This window comes from Gammaproteobacteria bacterium (assembly GCA_009845905.1).
Taxonomy (GTDB): Bacteria; Pseudomonadota; Gammaproteobacteria; order Steroidobacterales; family Foliamicaceae; genus Foliamicus.
Genome location: VXYS01000010.1, coordinates 84,668 through 100,767, shown reverse-complemented (window position 1 = coordinate 100,767; position 16,100 = coordinate 84,668). Strand labels below are relative to the sequence as shown.

General features: G+C 65.9%; 14 protein-coding genes and 1 pseudogene (1 of these 15 cut by a window edge). 10 read left to right on the top strand and 5 right to left on the bottom strand.

All coding sequences use genetic code 11. The features are described from left to right. Positions 1–3 precede the first annotated feature (3 nt). Positions 4–1,251, bottom strand: a complete 1,248-nt coding sequence (locus F4036_11215; GenBank protein ID MYK38308.1) for a hypothetical protein — start codon at positions 1,249–1,251, stop codon at positions 4–6. A 92-nt stretch (positions 1,252–1,343) separates the two neighbouring features. On the opposite strand from F4036_11215, the gene F4036_11210 reads away from it, so the two are divergent. Next, positions 1,344–2,231 (top strand): SDR family oxidoreductase, encoded by an 888-nt coding sequence (locus F4036_11210; GenBank protein ID MYK38307.1) that lies wholly within the window; start codon positions 1,344–1,346, stop codon positions 2,229–2,231. A gap of 10 nt (positions 2,232–2,241) precedes the next feature. Next, a complete protein-coding gene (locus F4036_11205; protein MYK38306.1) occupies positions 2,242–2,883 on the top strand; it encodes a hypothetical protein in 642 nt (213 codons plus the stop codon). Between the two features lie 45 nt (positions 2,884–2,928). Here the strand turns inward: F4036_11205 and F4036_11200 are convergent, their stop codons facing one another. Then, on the bottom strand, positions 2,929–5,298 hold the full coding sequence (locus F4036_11200) for a S8 family serine peptidase (protein MYK38305.1): 2,370 nt from the start codon (positions 5,296–5,298) through the stop codon (positions 2,929–2,931). Positions 5,299–5,418: 120 nt separating this feature from the next. Between F4036_11200 and F4036_11195 the strand changes: the two genes are divergently transcribed. Then, positions 5,419–6,423 carry a hypothetical protein gene (locus F4036_11195; GenBank protein ID MYK38304.1) on the top strand — a complete coding sequence of 335 codons (1,005 nt, stop codon included), beginning with the start codon at positions 5,419–5,421 and terminating at the stop codon, positions 6,421–6,423. An 8-nt stretch (positions 6,424–6,431) separates the two neighbouring features. Here F4036_11195 and F4036_11190 read toward each other — a convergent pair whose 3' ends face one another. Beyond that, positions 6,432–7,640, bottom strand: coding sequence for an FAD-dependent monooxygenase (locus tag F4036_11190; GenBank protein MYK38303.1), 1,209 nt, complete (start codon positions 7,638–7,640; stop codon positions 6,432–6,434). A gap of 76 nt (positions 7,641–7,716) precedes the next feature. On the opposite strand from F4036_11190, the gene F4036_11185 reads away from it, so the two are divergent. From F4036_11185 to F4036_11170, 4 genes are read left to right on the top strand one after another with little or no spacing between them, the layout of a single operon-like run. Then, the gene (locus tag F4036_11185; protein ID MYK38302.1) at positions 7,717–8,964 is read left to right on the top strand and encodes an MFS transporter; all 1,248 of its coding nucleotides are present in this window, start codon (positions 7,717–7,719) and stop codon (positions 8,962–8,964) included. After that, positions 8,961–10,670, top strand: coding sequence for an alpha/beta fold hydrolase (locus F4036_11180; protein ID MYK38301.1), 1,710 nt, complete (start codon positions 8,961–8,963; stop codon positions 10,668–10,670). Before F4036_11185 ends, F4036_11180 begins: the two co-directional genes overlap by 4 nt. After that, complete coding sequence (locus F4036_11175; GenBank protein ID MYK38300.1) at positions 10,667–11,596, top strand: hypothetical protein; 930 nt, start codon at positions 10,667–10,669, stop codon at positions 11,594–11,596. Before F4036_11180 ends, F4036_11175 begins: the two co-directional genes overlap by 4 nt. Before the next feature lie 32 nt (positions 11,597–11,628). Next, positions 11,629–12,429 (top strand): SDR family oxidoreductase, encoded by an 801-nt coding sequence (locus F4036_11170; protein MYK38299.1) that lies wholly within the window; start codon positions 11,629–11,631, stop codon positions 12,427–12,429. A gap of 16 nt (positions 12,430–12,445) precedes the next feature. Here F4036_11170 and F4036_11165 read toward each other — a convergent pair whose 3' ends face one another. After that, positions 12,446–13,525, bottom strand: coding sequence for an LbtU family siderophore porin (locus F4036_11165; GenBank protein ID MYK38298.1), 1,080 nt, complete (start codon positions 13,523–13,525; stop codon positions 12,446–12,448). A gap of 164 nt (positions 13,526–13,689) precedes the next feature. Here F4036_11165 and F4036_11160 point away from each other — a divergent pair, with 164 nt between their 5' ends. Together F4036_11160 and efp are read left to right on the top strand one after the other, a co-directional pair. Beyond that, positions 13,690–14,403, top strand: a complete 714-nt coding sequence (locus F4036_11160; protein MYK38297.1) for a dienelactone hydrolase family protein — start codon at positions 13,690–13,692, stop codon at positions 14,401–14,403. Positions 14,404–14,424: 21 nt separating this feature from the next. Further along, on the top strand, positions 14,425–14,988 hold the full coding sequence (gene efp / locus F4036_11155; GenBank protein MYK38296.1) for an elongation factor P: 564 nt from the start codon (positions 14,425–14,427) through the stop codon (positions 14,986–14,988). Positions 14,989–15,009: 21 nt separating this feature from the next. Here the strand turns inward: efp and psd are convergent, their stop codons facing one another. Continuing rightward, positions 15,010–16,089 (bottom strand): phosphatidylserine decarboxylase, encoded by a 1,080-nt coding sequence (gene psd / locus F4036_11150; protein ID MYK38295.1) that lies wholly within the window; start codon positions 16,087–16,089, stop codon positions 15,010–15,012. Between psd and prmB the strand changes: the two are divergent. Then, positions 16,061–16,100 (top strand): annotated as a pseudogene (gene prmB / locus F4036_11145) (50S ribosomal protein L3 N(5)-glutamine methyltransferase) (it continues 908 nt past the right edge of the window). The gene psd and the pseudogene prmB sit on opposite strands and share 29 nt — an antisense overlap.

Below are 16,100 nucleotides of genomic sequence, written 5' to 3'. Positions count from 1 at the left end.
ATATCAGGGCTTTTCGATATCCACGTCGGTGAGCGGGTCGCCGGTGGGCACGCCCAGCAGCAGCTTGCCCGTGGGCATCATTCCGGTGTCCCAGTTGAGGCCGCCATGGGTCGAGATCGTGCGCATGTCGCGGTAATGGCGCTGGACGGCGTTGTTGCCGGTCTGCCCGGTCACGCCCATCATGTTGGCCACCCGGGTGATGGCGCTCAGGCAGAGCTTGGCCGCCATGGCCGGTTCCCGGCGGATGCGCAGGCGATCGATACCGCGAATCCGCTTGCCCGAACTGCCGGCCTCGTGCAGGAACTGCATCAGGTTGTCGGTGATCAGGTCGGCTACCCGCAGTTCCTCGAAGGATTCCGCGACCCGGATCTGCACGGGGACCTGCTCGACGATGCTCTCGCCGAACATCTGTCCCGTGCGTTCCCGGGTCTGTTCCAGGTAGTGTTCCAGGCCGCCGCGGGTAGCCCCCAGCATCGGCCCGCACAGCAGCGTATAGAAAAGCTGTCCGAGTTCGGTGCGATAGATATAGCTCTCGTGCAGCTTCGCTCCCGGGGGTTCCTTGCCGGCCAGCTCCTCCGATCGCACGGTCCGGTACTCCGGCACGAAACGGTCCTTGACCAGTATGTCCTTGCTTCCGGTGCCCTTCAGCCCCTCCGCATGCCAGGTGTCGACGATCTCATAATCTTCCGGCAACAGGTGCGCCATGCGGTATCTCAACCTGCCCTCGGAAGTGCGATTCTTGATGTTGTAGCGCCCCCCCACGACGGCGCAGTTCGCGTGGTCCACGCCGCTGGCGAAACGCCACTGGCCGTTCAGCACGAAGCCGCCGTCCACCGGCTCCATCGTTCCGCCGCCGGCAAAGGCGGTCGCGATGATCGCATCGGGCCTGTCCGGCCAGAATTCCTCCTGCGCACGCACCGGAAAGCGCCCGAGTATCCAGGTGTGGGACATCACCACGGACGACACCCATGACGTGGAACCGCAGCCGCGACCGAGTTCGCGGGACACGTCCACGTGCGCGCCCCAGTCCATCTCGAATCCGCCGTAGCGCCGGGGCGTGAAAATCTTGTGGATTCCGGCCGCCTTCAGATCGGCCACGGTTTCGTCGGGCAGCGTACGAAGCTCGTCGGTAGCCTGGGCGCGCTCGCGGAGTACCGGCACCAGCTTGCGTGCCTCAAGTACCAGTTCCTCGCGTGTCGGAATGTAGCTGGGTTGCGCCGCGGTCGCGCTCGTGCTCTTGGTTTGCGCCACTGTGAAGACTCCCTTGGAAACTCCCGTCAAATGCCGCCGGCCGTATGCTCCCGGCCCGGCGGAATGGGCAAGTTTAGCCTCAAACTGCCGGGATGACCCTACGCTGGCTTGGCTTACAATGCGCTCAGGGAGGATTGCGCATGAAACGACTTCGCAGAATGACGGTGCGGGCAGGATCCGCCGCGCCGTTGCCGGTCATGGTTCTGGGGCTGCTGTTCAGCCTGCCTGCCGCTGCCGCCGCCGAACAGGAGGCGCAGGCCGCGGACGGCGTTCCGCCGACCGTCGTTATTACCGGCTCGAATCGCGGAATCGGACTGGCGTTCGCGGAATGGTATGCGGAGCAGGGCTGGAACGTTGTCGCCACCTGCCGGAGTCCGGACCGGGCCGACGACCTGAACGCCCTGGCCGCCGAATACGCCAACCTGAGCGTCGAGCAGCTGGATGTGACCCGGGAGGACCATATAAGCGCCCTCGCCGATCGCCATGCGGGCCAGCCCATCGACCTGCTGATCAACAATGCGGCAGTTCTTGGTCCCCTGCCCGAACAAAGCCTGGGCGGACTGGACTACGACCGGTTCGAGCAGACCATGGCCGTGAACGTCTACGCTCCGCTACGCCTGTCGGAGGCGCTCGCGGACAATGTCGCCGCCGCCGGAGGGAAAATCGTCGCGATTACCAGCGGCGTCGCTTCGCTGACGCTGATGGGCCGTATGCGGGGCTTGTATTTTTATCGCATGAGCAAGTCGGCGCTGAACATGGGCTGGCGGGCCTTGCGCACCGACCTGCAGCCGCGTGGCGTTGCCGTGCTGCTGATTTCGCCCGGCATGGTCGATACCCGGCTGCTGAGGGAATCCGGCTACACCGGAGAGGCGCTCACGACGGAAGAAAGCGCGGCCGGGATGGCGGAAATCATCGCCGACGCTACACTTGAAGATCCCGGACTGCCGATCAATGTCGACGGTCGGGTTCTACCCTGGTAGGAGAGAACCAATGAACAAGACCACAATTACCCTGTTTGCCTGCGCAGCCCTTACGGCGTCGTCGCTGGCGGTGGCCGAACCGAGCGGCGATGCGCAGTTCGCCGGCGCCAGCAGCGGGCTGGAAGGCCGCGAGCATGAACTGGGCCTGGCGATCGGCGTTGTGCTGAAGACCATGCACGAGGACGAGTCCTATGTGCATGAACTCAACGACGCGCTGGTCAAGGCGCTGCTGTCGCAAATGCAGTTCGCCAAGGACCGCGGCATGATCGACGACCTGATCGCGCACGAGGTCAAAACGCTGCAGCCGCTGTTGAAGCGCATCCGCTCGCACTACGAGCGCACCGGCGACCTCGAGATGGTGATGGTCGGAATGGTCGATCGCACTTCCTGCCATTACCAGTTGATCTTCGAGACCGAGAGCAAGCCCGGTTATCGTGCCTGGCAGTCGCCCTGGTCGCGCGTGCTCACGCAGACCCGGCGGCTTGGCCAGCACGACATGACCGAAGCGGAAGTCCACGACATCTGGGTGCGGCAACGCCTGCAGGCCTATGCCAACGTGATCGGAGTGGGCCTTGAAGTATCCGAGCTCGGTGACGACGGCCGCGTCTGGGTGCGCGCCGTCGAGCGCGACGCGGGCGCCGCCGGCCAGTAACCGCCTGGGAAAGAGGGCGAGAGGCCCTCGCTCCCAAGGTGCCCTCTAGCGACCGCTGAAGCCGCGGGAAACCGCCAGGTAAAGTGCGTTCTCGGGCCGCGCCCCGGCGCGATGCCCGGGGCTGAAGGAGCGCCAGGCTTCAATCCGGACCCGCCAGTCCGTTTCCCCGGCGACGTTCGAAGGCAGCATCGTTTCGTAGCCCAGCGTCAGGTCGATCTGCCGGCCGCTCGGCGCCGCGCCGATCCATGCCGTTTCCCGCAGCACGTCACCCGCGCGCGTCCTGCCGGTCGGATAATCCAGTTCAAGGCCCCCCGACTCGTTCCTCAGCGGTTGCGACGCCATGAGCCAGACCCGCTCGCGTTTGCCGGGGCCTTTGCGGTCCCAGTGAACTCCCGTGCTGAACGCGCTGCTCAACACGCCCCGCGTTTCCCGAAACAGCCCCCGGCCGGCCTCGCCCGATGTATGGCCCGCCTGCGCCACGGCGACAAGCCTGAACCCCATCGCGATGTCCCGCTCCACCAGGAATCGCGAAAACCAGGTGCGGCCCGCGAAACGCCCGTAGGCTCCTTCCGCGCCCGCTCCCAGCAGCCGCTCCGACTCACTTAGCAGACCGAATTCCGCGAAGAGTCTTTGGGCGCCTCCACCGAGGTCCAGGTTCAGGAAAGCGCCCTGCGCCCGTCCGGGCGCCGCCAGCCGCTCGCCGCGCGCAACCCCCGGATTCTGAAGGAAGAATCCGCTGCGAAGCGTTCCCCGATCGCCCAGCCTGAGCAGATCGCGCGCCACGCCGACCCCCGGTGTTCCCAGCGCCACCCAGGCGTTCCGCAATTGCGCGGGCGGGTTCCAGGCCTGCCGTGCGTTCTCCCGGTTGTAGAGCGCGCGGGCTAGCCCCCGGGCCGACGAAACCGTCCAGTCGCCCGACAGCGCGGCCGCTACCGGGCCGTTTTTCGAGGCCCTATCGACGAAACGGGCGAACCGCCGATCGGCCCTGTAGGCGTCATCCAGCGGCCAATGCGCATTGAAGCTCTCCATCGGAATGAAGAACGGGGCATTCATGCTGTCGAACACCGCCAGTTCGCGTCCGGCGAACGCGTTTTGCAAAGCGTCGCCCCAGGCCGGGCCAGCCGCGATCGCCGTGCGTTGTACGGCGACCACCGGTCCGTCCAGGCTGTGGCCAAGCGAAGCGCTCGTCATTCCAAGGGGCCGCGTGGCCTTCTCGACGTCCAGCAGCCCCTGGCCGTAGGTATTGCGGTCCGCGTAAATCTCGGACTTGTTCGCCGCCGCGAACAGCCGGCTCACCATCTCGGTGGAACCCAGTTGCCCGCGGAAGGCCTGCTCCATCAGCGCCAGCGCACCCGCTACCTGGGGCGCGGCGAACGATGTTCCCGATCCGTTCCCATAGTTGTCGGCACTGCCGGCAGCCGGCACGTATATCCCCGAACCCGGCGCGGCGATGCAGTAATCCGCCGCGACTCCGCAGCGGTTGGAGTAACCCGCAATCTCGCCGTCCCGGCCGGTGGCTACGACTGAAATGAAATGTCCTCTCAACTCCGCGAAGTAGTGGGGCGTAGCGGCGGTCAGACCCGGCGAGGAAGCGTCGGCCAGGTTCCCTTGGGCATCGCGCCTGCCGTTGGAGTTGCCCGCCGCCCATACCAGAATGATCTTTTCCGAGTTCGGCGTGCCGGCTTGTATCAGGCTGTCCACGGTACGGCCGAAGGCGGCCCGGTACTGAGCGGCCGTGTAGTCGGTAACGACGCCCTCGTAGCCGAAACTGTGATTGACGATTCGCGTAGCGCTGCCGATTCTCCGGTACAGGCCCTGACCTTGCTCGTCAATGCTGCGGAACGAATCCGGGTTGCTCAGATCCACGGGACGGTATGCGGGCGGCGCAGTGCCCAACTGGATTCCGAGCGCCAGCAGTTCCGCGTCGTAAGCGACACCATGCATGCGACCGCCGGTACTGGCTGCGACGATGATGCCGCCCACGGCGGTCCCGTGCGTGCCGGTATCGCGAATCGGGCTGAAGGAGCAGATTCCGCCGTTGCAGGTCCGAGAAGCTACCCCGGAACTGGGGTGGAGCTTTCCGGCGATTGCGCTGTGGTTGGGATCGACACCCGAGTCGATGATTCCGACGGTTACGCCGGCGCCGGTATAGCCACGGGCATAGGCGTAGTCGGCCCCGATTGCTGAAAGACTCCACTGGCTGGCAAACTCCGGTGAGCCCGAGATCGCCATGCGCTCCGACTCCTGCGCTGCGGTCAGCCCCGGGTCGTCGGGAAAGCTGGTGGGGTCGGGACGATCGGGTTGCTGGGGAGCGGCCGGGGGAGGCGGGGGAGTCTGGTTTCCGCCGCTGCTGCCGCAGGCGGAAACCAGAAGCGTTGAAAGCACGAGGAGGGCTGCTCTATATGTATTTGTCATCTTCTACATCCGTTGAACTACCCCAATCACCCCGGCTTATCATTCCGTTTCCCAGTATAGCAATCAGACCATAACCGCCGGCTGTCGACCGCGCGGCAGGAAAAAGGAGAAATATTTGTCATGCAAGCATTCACCACGAAGCGTTTGGCGCTGACCCTGGGTCTGATCTGTTTGTCTGCAGCGGCGACGGCCGACGAGGCGCCCGCAGCCTACAAGACGGCGTGGGGGCCGCACGGCGTGCACGTCATCGAGAACCACGTGCTGCCTGCCGAGCCCGGACAGCGCAGCCTGCGCGCGCGAATCGCCTACCCCGACGCAGAGGGCCCGTTTCCGCTGGTGGTGTATTCGCACGGTTTCGGTTGCTATCGCGAGAGTTATGCGGGGTTGACCGATCACTGGGCCTCGCACGGCTACGCGGTGGTGTTGCCGGAGCATCCCGACTGCCCGACCTCGGAAGGCCGGCTGAGCCCCGAAGATGCCCGCAACCTCCTGTATATCCGTATATCCGACGTGGGGCGTGTATTGGATGCGCTTTTTGCGCCCGGCCAGGACATTCCCGGGCTGACAGGCCGGATCGACTATGGCCGCAAGGCGATTGCCGGCCACTCCTTCGGCGGAATGATCGCCCAGGTCATCTGGGGACAGCCGCTAAAGGACCTGCACAGTACGGAGAGCGTCAGTTACTCCCTCGGTTTCGATGCCGCCATCGTCATGAGCGGCGTCGGCGAGATGCCGCAGATGGCCGACGGCTCCTTTGACCGGGTGCCGGGTCCGGTGCTCGTAACGGGCGGCACGCTGGACTTAGGAAATATCGGCGGACCGACGATCTATCCTTGGGAGTGGCGGATGTCGGCGTTCGGCCTGACTCCGCCGGGCGACAAGTATTCCGTGGTGCTGGAGGCAGGCGATCACTACCTCGGCGGTCTGATCTGCAGGGACGACCGCGGCGGGCCGGACAATCGCGGCGGCGCCCACGACACGGGGGGCATGGAGATCCTGGCCGGCGTCACCACGGCCTTCCTGGACGCGTGGCTGAACAACGATTCAGACGCAAAGCGGTTCTTCGAGGAATTCGAGGCCAGCGCCGGCATCACCGCCGGCCGCGCCCGCTTCGCCCAGAAATAACCCTCCCGTCAGGTTTGGCCGAGGGCGACGCTGTCGCGCCAGGCTTCGATCATGCTGGTGCGTAGCAGGAAGGCGCGGGCCTTTTCGGGATCGGCGGCGATGCGCATGAACTCCGCCTGGCGCTTGCGCTGCGCGTCCGGATCCAGCGACTCCATCCGCTCCTTGTTCTCTATCGTCTGCTTCTGAACGAACTCGCCGGCGATCGTCCGCCGCTGGTGGTCGTAGACATCCAGCAGATCTTCGCTCGCGTCTTCTTGCAGGATCGCCACCAGTTTCTCCGCGAGCACGATCGAGTCGTGTATGCCGCCGTTCATCCCCATGCCGCCCAGCGGATTGTTGATGTGGGCGGCGTCGCCCGCGATCAGCAGGTTGCCCTGCCGGTAGGTTTCGGCAACCCGCTGGTGCACCCAGTACAGCGTGCGGTGCACCACTTCGTACGGCTCGTCCCGGGGGACTATCGCGTTCAGCCGGTCCTCCGCATAATCCGGCGCCAGGAACCTTTCGTCCGGCTCGCCGGGCACGGTGGGGAGAAGCACCCGCCACAGGTCCACGGTCCTCAGCAGCACGCACCATTCGTCGGGATCGGCCACGTAGTTCACGTTGCTCAACTGCGGCATGTGGGCGGCGAAGTCGAACGGCGTGCTCAGGACCAGGAATTTCTCCGGATAGGTGAATCCTTCGTAGCGCACCGTCATGCTCTTGCGCACGCAACTGTTGGCGCCGTCGGCCCCGATCAGGTAGCGGCCCGTGTACAGCTCCTCCTGTTCGCCGGTGAAGCACAGCATCCGGACGCCGTCGCCGTCCTGCCTCGCGCCGATCACTTCCCGTCCGAACAGGACCTGGGCGTTAGGGTAGTCCCGGAGCATTTCGCAGACGACCTGCGTGAGCTTGTATTGCTCGCATTGCAGGCGGTAGGGATGCCCTGTGTCGCCGGACAGCAGTCCCAGGTCGAAAATCGCCGCCTCGCCCGTCGTCCGGTCGCGGTACTGGTAGTCGCGCGTGATCAGCCCCAGAGGGATCAGACGACGGGTGAGGTCCAGGTCCTCCAGCAGGTCTAGCGTGGGCGGGTGGAAGGTCGAAGCCCGCAGTTCCAGCGGCAGCGTGTCGCAACCCTCGACCATGATGACGGAGACGCCGGCGCGCGCCAGCGCCAGGGCCGCCGTGCAGCCCACCGGGCCGGCCCCGGCAATCAGTACTTCGGCGTGTCGCTCGGGCATGGCGCGCGTATCTTACCCGCTTCCGTTTCCCGCGTTGCGGGCATAATGCCCGGTGTTTTTCGCCGGGTCCCGGTCTATGTTCATTATTTTCGCACTTGTGCTGCTGGGCGCGATGGGCTTCAGCATCGTGCTGCCGTCCATCATGTTCGTGGCCGAGGATTTCGGCGGCGGCGAGGCCATGGCCGGATGGATCGTCGCCAGCTATGCGATCGGACAGCTCATAGCGACGCCGATCTGGGGTCGGCTGAGCGACCGCTACGGCCGCAAGCTGATTCTGGCCCTTTGCGCGGCCAGCACGATGATTGCTTTCCTTGGCCTGGCTTTCGCCTACGACGCCCTGACGCTGTTCGTCTCCCGTCTCGTGGGCGGTCTGGCGGGCGGACTGTTTTCCGTCAGCCAGGCTTGGGTGGCCGACACCACTACGCCCAGGAACCGGGCCAAGGGAATGGGAATCATGGGGGCCGGAATCAGCCTGGGCTTCATCCTCGGACCATTCGTCGGCGGAATCCTGGGAGGCGAGACGGCGGACACCGCCACCCTGCTGCAGCCTGGACTCCTGGGCGCGGCGCTGGCGGGGCTGCTGCTGGTGGTCATCCTCCTGTTCATGCGCGAAAGCCTGCCGCCGGAGAAGCGCGTGGCTTCCCAGCCCCTGGGCGCCGAGTTACGGCAATGGGGCGAGGTGGGTTCGCGCCCCGTGGTCAAGCGGCTTCTGGTTCTGGGGCTACTCTGGATGACGGCGGCCGGCATGTTCGAAGTGATGATGCCTCTGTGGGTCGGGGATACGCTGGGCTGGGGGCCGCGACACGTGGGCGTCCAGTTTCTTTTCCTCGGGCTCTGGGTCGCCGTGATCCAGGGCCTGATTGCAGGCAGGCTCTCGATCCGGTTCGGCGAAGTGCCGGTCATCGCCGCCGGCATCGTGCTCTATGCAGTGGGAATGTTGCTGCTCGCCTGGTTCGGCGCCCTGGCGGGGCCGGAGTGGCTGCGGATCGGCACCGGTGTGCTGGCGGACTTTACCGGTCAACCCTGGCTGGTGCTGGGCCTGGGCCTGCTGGCCAGCGGCAGCGCGCTGCTGGTGCCCAATATTTCCAGCCTGGTTTCCAAATACGCGTCGGTGACCGAACGGGGCACCGTGCTGGGCCTGTTCCAGTCTTCCAACTGGCTGGGCAGGACCATATCGCCTCCCATCGGAGGCATGCTGTTCCAGTCCGAGGGCGCCAACGCGCCGCTGTTCGGTTCGGTTGTAATACTGGTTCCCTGCCTGATGGGACTGCTTGTATGGTTTGGCGGCTCGCGGGCGCAGCCGCCTAAGGAGGTCGAAGCATGAGTGATGGCAACGTAACGATTACCCGACACTTCGTCAGCATCCGCGGGAGGTACGGCGAGCGCCAGGTGCACTACCGGCGCGCGGGCGACGGACCGTCGCTGGTGCTGCTGCACCAGTCGCCGCAGTCGTCGCTTGAATACGTGCCGCTGATGAAGGAGTGGGGCCGGCATTTCACCGTGATTGCGCCGGACACGCCCGGCTACGGAGCATCGGACCCACCTGAGGGAGATGACCTGACGATGGCCGACTTCGCCGACTGTGTGGCGGAATTCATCCGTGCTCTCGGCATCACGAAGACGGGCCTGTACGGCTTCCATACCGGCGCCGCGATGTCGGCCGAGACGGCGGCCCGGCATCCGGACCTCGTGACAGCGGTGGCGGTCAACGGTTACGGCGCCTTCAACGAAGAGGAACAGGCGGAACTGCTGGCCAACTACCTGCCGGCCTTCGTTCCCGCCTGGGACGGTTCCCATCTCACCTGGCTGTGGAGCCGCCTGCGCCAGCAACTGATGTTCTTCCCGTGGTACGACCTGCGCGCCGCCTCCCGGATGTCATACGACCTGCCGTCCGCCGACCATCTGCAGAACGAGGTGCTGGAATTCCTGCGCGCCGGCGACAACTACCGCAAGGCCTACGGCTGCGCGTTCTCGCACGACGGTGCGGAAGCCGTGGTGGAACTCAAGGTGCCGGGTCTGATTACCTGCTGGGTCGGCGACGTCCTGGCGTCCCAGCTCGAACGCATACCGCCGCCGCCCGACGGGGTCGAGGTGTATTCGAGCCCGACTCCTCAAGCGGCGCGTGACAATTGCTTCGAGCTGCTGGCCGCCCATCCCGCTCCGGTCCCGCCGGCCTCGCCGCCGGCGCAGGCGCTTCAAGGACGCCTGTGGAGCGAGATGGTCTCGATTCCCGGCGGCCAGGTTCGCGTTTTTCGCAACACCGACGCCGACGGCACGACGGTGGTCGTGCAGCATGATGCGGCCGGTTCCGGACGTACGGTGCAGGGACTGGCCGAGTCCCTGATCGGATCTCATCCGGTGCTCGCGGTGGAACTGCCGGGGCACGCCGATTCGGACAACACCATCGGCGAGGGCGACGTGAGCGTTGCCGACTACCGAGACGCATTGGCGCAGGTTCTGGACGCGCTGGGCCTGGAGCAGGTGAACGGCTACGGCGTCTGGGGCGGCGGTTCGGTGCTGCTCGATCTGGCCATCGAAAATCCCGGCCGGGTAGGGCGGCTGGTCATCACCGGCCTGATCGACCACACGCCGGAGGAGCAGGCCGATCTGCTGGCGAACTACACGCCGGAAATCGTTCCCCAATGGCACGGCGGACACCTTCTTGAGGCGTGGCACATGATGCGCGACCAAGGCATCTACTTCCCCTGGTACGCGCGCACAGCGGAGTCGATGCTGAAAGGCGAACCGTACCTGGATCCGGACATGGTGCACCGCCGCGTGGTCGAGGTGCTGCGGGCGCCGGTCATGTGGCGCAAGGCGTACCACGCGCACTTCAGGTATCGCACCGGACAGCGCCTGGCGGATGCGGAGATTCCGGTTCTGCTGGCCACGGCCAAGTGGGATGTCGCCCGCGACTTGAGCGAGCGCCTCGCCGGCCAGCACGCGCATTGCGACTCTCAACTGTTGCCCGACAACCCGGCGCAATGGGGCGAGGCGGTCACGCCATTCCTGAAAGGAGCCGCAACATGAGCAGAGAATCGACCATTCAGCCCTTCAGCCCGGGCGACGTGTTCGTCGGCGCCACGCTTCTCAACGATCCGGAGGACGATCACGCCGGACCGGGACGCATCATCCAGTACGACGCCGGCCTGAACGAAAAGGGCGTGCTCTGGATCGACGACAGCACCCACCTGGTGGGCGGCCTGAAATTCGATCCGGGCGGGGTCCTCTGGGCCTTTGACAGCAACGCCCACCTGGTGATCCGGGTGGGGTCCGACGGACAACGGTTGCCGCACGTGGAATTCGCCAAACGCTCGTTCTCCAACGTGAACTTCGGCCCGGAGGGGCAGATTTACCTGGCCGAACACATGGTCGGTTCGGAGATCCGCTATCCGCTCAAGACCGTTCTCGCGCGGATGCCGGGAACCGACAGCCTGGGCGACGGCCACGTATTCGAATATGCGGCCGACGGCCGGCTGGTCGCGGAACACGCCACCGAAACGACCGGCGGCATGGGCGGGTTCCTCGGGGTCACGCATTCCACGCTGGCGCCGGACGGCAGGACGCTGGTGTACGTGTCGGAGACCGGCAAGCGGATCATGCGCTTCGACCTCGAGGCTTCCGGGCAGTTGCCCGACGTGCTGAATCTGCCGGAGGAAGACCGCGCTGCGATGTGTTTCGCGGTGGGATACGCACACGACGGCGCGCTGCTTCACATGCGCGGGAACGCCGTGGAAGTCCTGAGCGAACAGGGTCAGCGGCTGCGGGAACTGCCCATGCCCGGATTCGGCTGGGCGTCGATGTGCGTATCGGCGGACGGCGAGCATGTGCTCGGCGGCAATTTCTTTACCGGCGAATGCGTGCGGATGAGCCTGGAATCGGGCGAGATCACGGCCAGTGCAAACGTGGGCGTCGAGCGCTCCCTGGCCGGAATCGCCGAATTCGCCGGCGACTGACCGCCGCCGCGCCGGCCGCGCAGGAGTAGGTCATGAGCATGATGGACCGGCATGTCGCGGTTGCCGGCGGCGGAAGGGGGATTGGCGAGGCCCTGTGCCGGTCGTTTATCCGCCAGGGCGCGAAATTGCTCGTGATCGACAAGCTGGACGCAAGGAGCCTGGAGTTCGGCTTCCGGCCCCTCGAAGAAGCGGACGCCGGGCAGTTGCGCTACCGCCAGTGCGACGTGACCCGCAGCGACCAGGTCCGGGAATTCGCCGTGGAGTCGCAGGACTTCTTTGGCGGACAGATCGACGTGTTCGTCAATTGCGTGGGCATCAACATGCGCAGGTCCCTGCTCGAACTGGAAGAGGAGGACTGGGACCGGGTCATGGACACCAACGTGAAGGGCTCCTTCCTGCTGGCTTCGGCGGTCTCGCCGATGATGAAATCCGGCGGCGCGATGGTGTTTCTGTCCAGCGCCACCGCCCTGCAGCCGGGCAGGGTTGAAGCCGCCTACGCCCTGAGCAAGATAACGCTGAACCGCCTGACCACGCTGCTGGCCGCGGAGGTCGCCGAGCGCGGGATCCGGCTGAACGCCGTCTGCCCGGGCCCCATCATGTCCGACCGGGTGATGGACGAGCGCCTGATCGACCCCATTACTTCCGAGCACCGCACCGCAGAGGAGGTCAGGGAAGAAATCCTGTCCGAAATGCCGCTGGCGCGTTTCCACCAGACCATACCGCCGGTCGAGTCCGTCGTCGACGCCGTCAACTTCCTGATCAGCGACGAGGCCCGCTTCATCACCGGCGCCGTCCTGCCGGTGGACGCCGGCAAATCACTGTCGGGAATCTGAGAGCTTCGATCCGCCGTCAGAAAGCCCAGGAAAGCTGAACCGTTACGAAATTGGCGCCTTCGCCGCTTCCGCCTTTGCCTGCCGCGTAGTCGCTGTCCCGCCCCCATTCCACGGCAAGCGTGAACGGGTCGGAGAGTTGCAGGGAAACTATGGCAATCAGGCGCCGGGCGGGCAGTTCCAGCGCGAGCGCTTCCCGGGTCGCCTGGTAGCCGAGCGCCGCAGTGGCGTTCTTGCCGCCTGCCACGAAGTCGTAGGCTGCTTCCAGCAGCCAGCTTGCCGGCTGGGCTCCGCGCCCGGCAAACTCCATTTCCCGGACGGCGTAGGAATCGAGCGCGCCCACGTATTCCGCGATCAGCGTGGTGGCGCCGTAGCGCAGGGCGGCATGCGCCGACAGGCCGGCGATCCGGTCGGCAGGTCCTTCATTTGCGGTCGTGTCCGCAAGCACGCCCAGCACGTTCGCGGAATAGCTCAAATCGCTGGTGAGCGCCAGGTTCAGGGCCAGGCCGGTTTCCTCGCGCTCGGACGAAAAGGAAACGGCCGCTCCATAGCCGGCGACGCCGCTGTCCGACTCGAGATCGTCGTTCTTGCCGAAACCGAACAGGGTCGTCGTTAGCCCGCCGGAACTCCACCCGAGGCTGACGGCAATCTCATTGGTCTCGCCGAGCTCAAGCGTCAGCGGCTCCGAAAACATGCGCGTGTCGAAAACGCCGAATGGCAGAAACTGCCGGCCTGCGGAAACAGACCACGGCCCTTCCGGGGGGCCGAAGCGGAGGGTTGCGGTCTCCAGGAAGGTCGCTTCGCTGCCGGGCACATTCTCCCTGTCGCCCAGGTCCGTGTGCTCGTAGAGGAAACCGGCCTCCACCGCAGCCCAGTCGGTGACCGCCGCCGCCAGGCCCAAACCGACCTCCGATATGCCGGTATTGCTATATCCGTCCTCGTTTTCCGGACGCCTATGCACCGAGTCCAGGTCGACATGACCCCCGATTTCCAGCCAATCCCCGCCGGCCCGTTCGGACGTGCCGCCCGATGCGCCCGCGCCCTGCGCGGCGCCATGACACAGCAGCAAACCAAGACAGGCCAGGACAGGGTGCTTCAACTTCGTCGCCTCCGCGTAAAGCGCGGTACCGTACCACGCCCGCTGCGCGCGGGTGAATCAAGGGCGAATGTTCAACTCGCACTCGACCGAAGTCCTCGTTCGGAACCGGCGGGGCAGGGGATAAAATTCGCGCTCCGATTGGGAGCTTGCCGGGAGAATGGCGGATGGCGATACGCATGCGGGACGTGGAATACAGCCACGGGGACAAGGTTTTCGAGGCGCGAATGTACTGGGACGACGCGCGCGGGCCCGCGCCGGCCGTGGCGGTGGCGCATGCCTGGAGCGGGCGCGCCGAGCACGAATGCGAGGCGGCGGAGCAGCTGGCGGGCGAAGGCTACGTCGGGATTGCGCTGGACGTGTACGGCAAGGGCGTTCTCGGCCAGAGCGTGGAGGAGAACATGGCGCTGATGAACCCGCTGATCGAGGACCGGGCGCTTCTGCAGGCACGCCTTCTGGCCGGACTGGAATGCACCGCGGCGCAGCCGGAAGTCGACGGCGGGAACATGGCCGCGATCGGCTATTGCTTCGGCGGCCTTTGCGTGCTGGACCTGGCGCGGGTCGGCGCCCCGGTGAAGGGCGTCGTAAGCCTGCACGGGCTGTTCAACCCGCCGGGGAACACCGGTGGAAACGCCATAAGTTCCAAGGTGCTGGTGCTGCACGGCTGGGCCGACCCGATGGTTCCGCCGGACACGGTGGTCGGACTGGCCACGGAAATGACGGAAGCGGGCGCGGACTGGCAAATCCACGCCTACGGCCATGCGCTGCACGGTTTCACGCACGACGCGCCCGCGCTGGCCGACGGCATCGGCTACAGCGAGTCGGCGGACCGGCGGTCGTGGCAGTCGGTGCTGAACTTCATGGCGGAACTGTTTGGTTGAGGGCGGAACGCCCGCGTTCCCATGGCTTCGTATTCGACCAACGAGTTCAAGAACGGGCTCAAGGTGATGCTGGGCGACGAGCCCTGCGCGATTCTCGGGACCGAGTTCGTGAAGCCCGGCAAGGGCCAGGCGTTCACCCGCGTCAAGCTTCGTTACCTCCGCACCGGCCGCGTGATCGAGCGGAACTTCCGTTCCGGAGAATCGATTCCCGCGGCCGATGTGGTCGACCGGGAAATGGAGTATCTGTACAGCACCGGGGACGAGTGGGTATTCATGGACGCGGAGACGTACGAGCAGTACGAAGCGAACGAAGCGGCCATGGGCGGCTGCGAACGCTGGCTGGTGGATCAGAGCCGCTGCCGGGTCACGCTGTTCAACGGCGCGCCGTTGACGGTCACGCCGCCGAATTTCGTCGAGTTGAAGGTCACGCAGTCCGATCCCGGAATGAAGGGCGACACCGCCACGGGGGGCGTCAAGCCGGCGACCCTGGAGACCGGCGCCGTCGTGCGCGTACCGCTGTTCGTGGAAGAAGGCGCGGTCATCAAGGTGGACACGCGCACCGGGGAATACATCGGCCGCGCCTGACCGCCCGTGGCGGGATTCGGGTCAGACTTCCAGGGGCAACCGTTGCCCCAGCACCTGGCCGCAGCGGACTTCTTCCACGGGTTGGCGCTCCGGCAGCCAGGCAAGCAGGTCCCGCGTGGCCACCAGCACTACCGTGGAGCCGAGATTGAAATGTGCGAGGTAGTCGCCGCGTTCGCACTTCGCGCCGCGCGGGCCGGGAAACCTCCAGCGGGTGGGCACCGGCGGAATGTTCGCGTCGGTGCGGATATCAAACGCGGTGCTGATGGAGCCGACGTTGAGCGCGCCGACCATGACCACGCAGAACTTGCCCCCGCCGGTGTCGAAATGCAGCGCCGCGCGCTCGTTGGTCGCCAGCACCGCGGGCGCCGAATCAATGATTGCGGGATTGACCGACAGCCGTCTTCCGGGCAGGTACACGACTTCGCGCAACTGGCCTTCAAGAGGCATGCGCACCCTGTGATAATCCGATGGCCGCAGGTAGATGACCGCCAGATGTCCGTCCTCGTAAGGAGCGGCGCAACGCGCGCCGCCCAGCAACTCCTCGATGGAATACCCGGTTCCCTTTGCCTGCAGGTGTGACGTGCCGTTGATCTCCCCGATCCGCGTCAACAATCCGTCGGCGGGACTGACCACGCATTCCTCGCCGTTTTCCGGAACTCGGGCGCCTTCCTTGAGTTCGCGCGAGAAGAACTCGGCGAGGCTGGCGTATCCCTGGGGGACGGGCCTGGCGGCCTCCTCCCGGTCGATGGAGAAGAGCCAGGCGAAAGCGCGAATCAGCACTCCCCCCGGGCCCCTGAATCGCGAAACGCGCGCCGCCAGCCGGCTGAGCGTCAGCAGCGGCAGAATGAAGTGCAGGCGTACAAGCAGTCGGGCTAGCAAAGTCCGTCGCCTCAAGCGCGATTGCCGATTGTAGCCTTGGCGAGTCGATACCCCTTGAAGATTTCGTTGTCCTGCGATGCGCTTTTGTGACCTTGTCGAAGAGTTGGGCGCCCCCCCGGCGGGGGGGGGGGGGCGGGTGGGGGGGGGGGGGGGGCGCGCCGGGGGGGGGGGGCCCGGGGGGGCGGGGGTGGTTTTGGGGGGGGGGGGGGGGGGGCCGCGCACCCCCCGGGGGC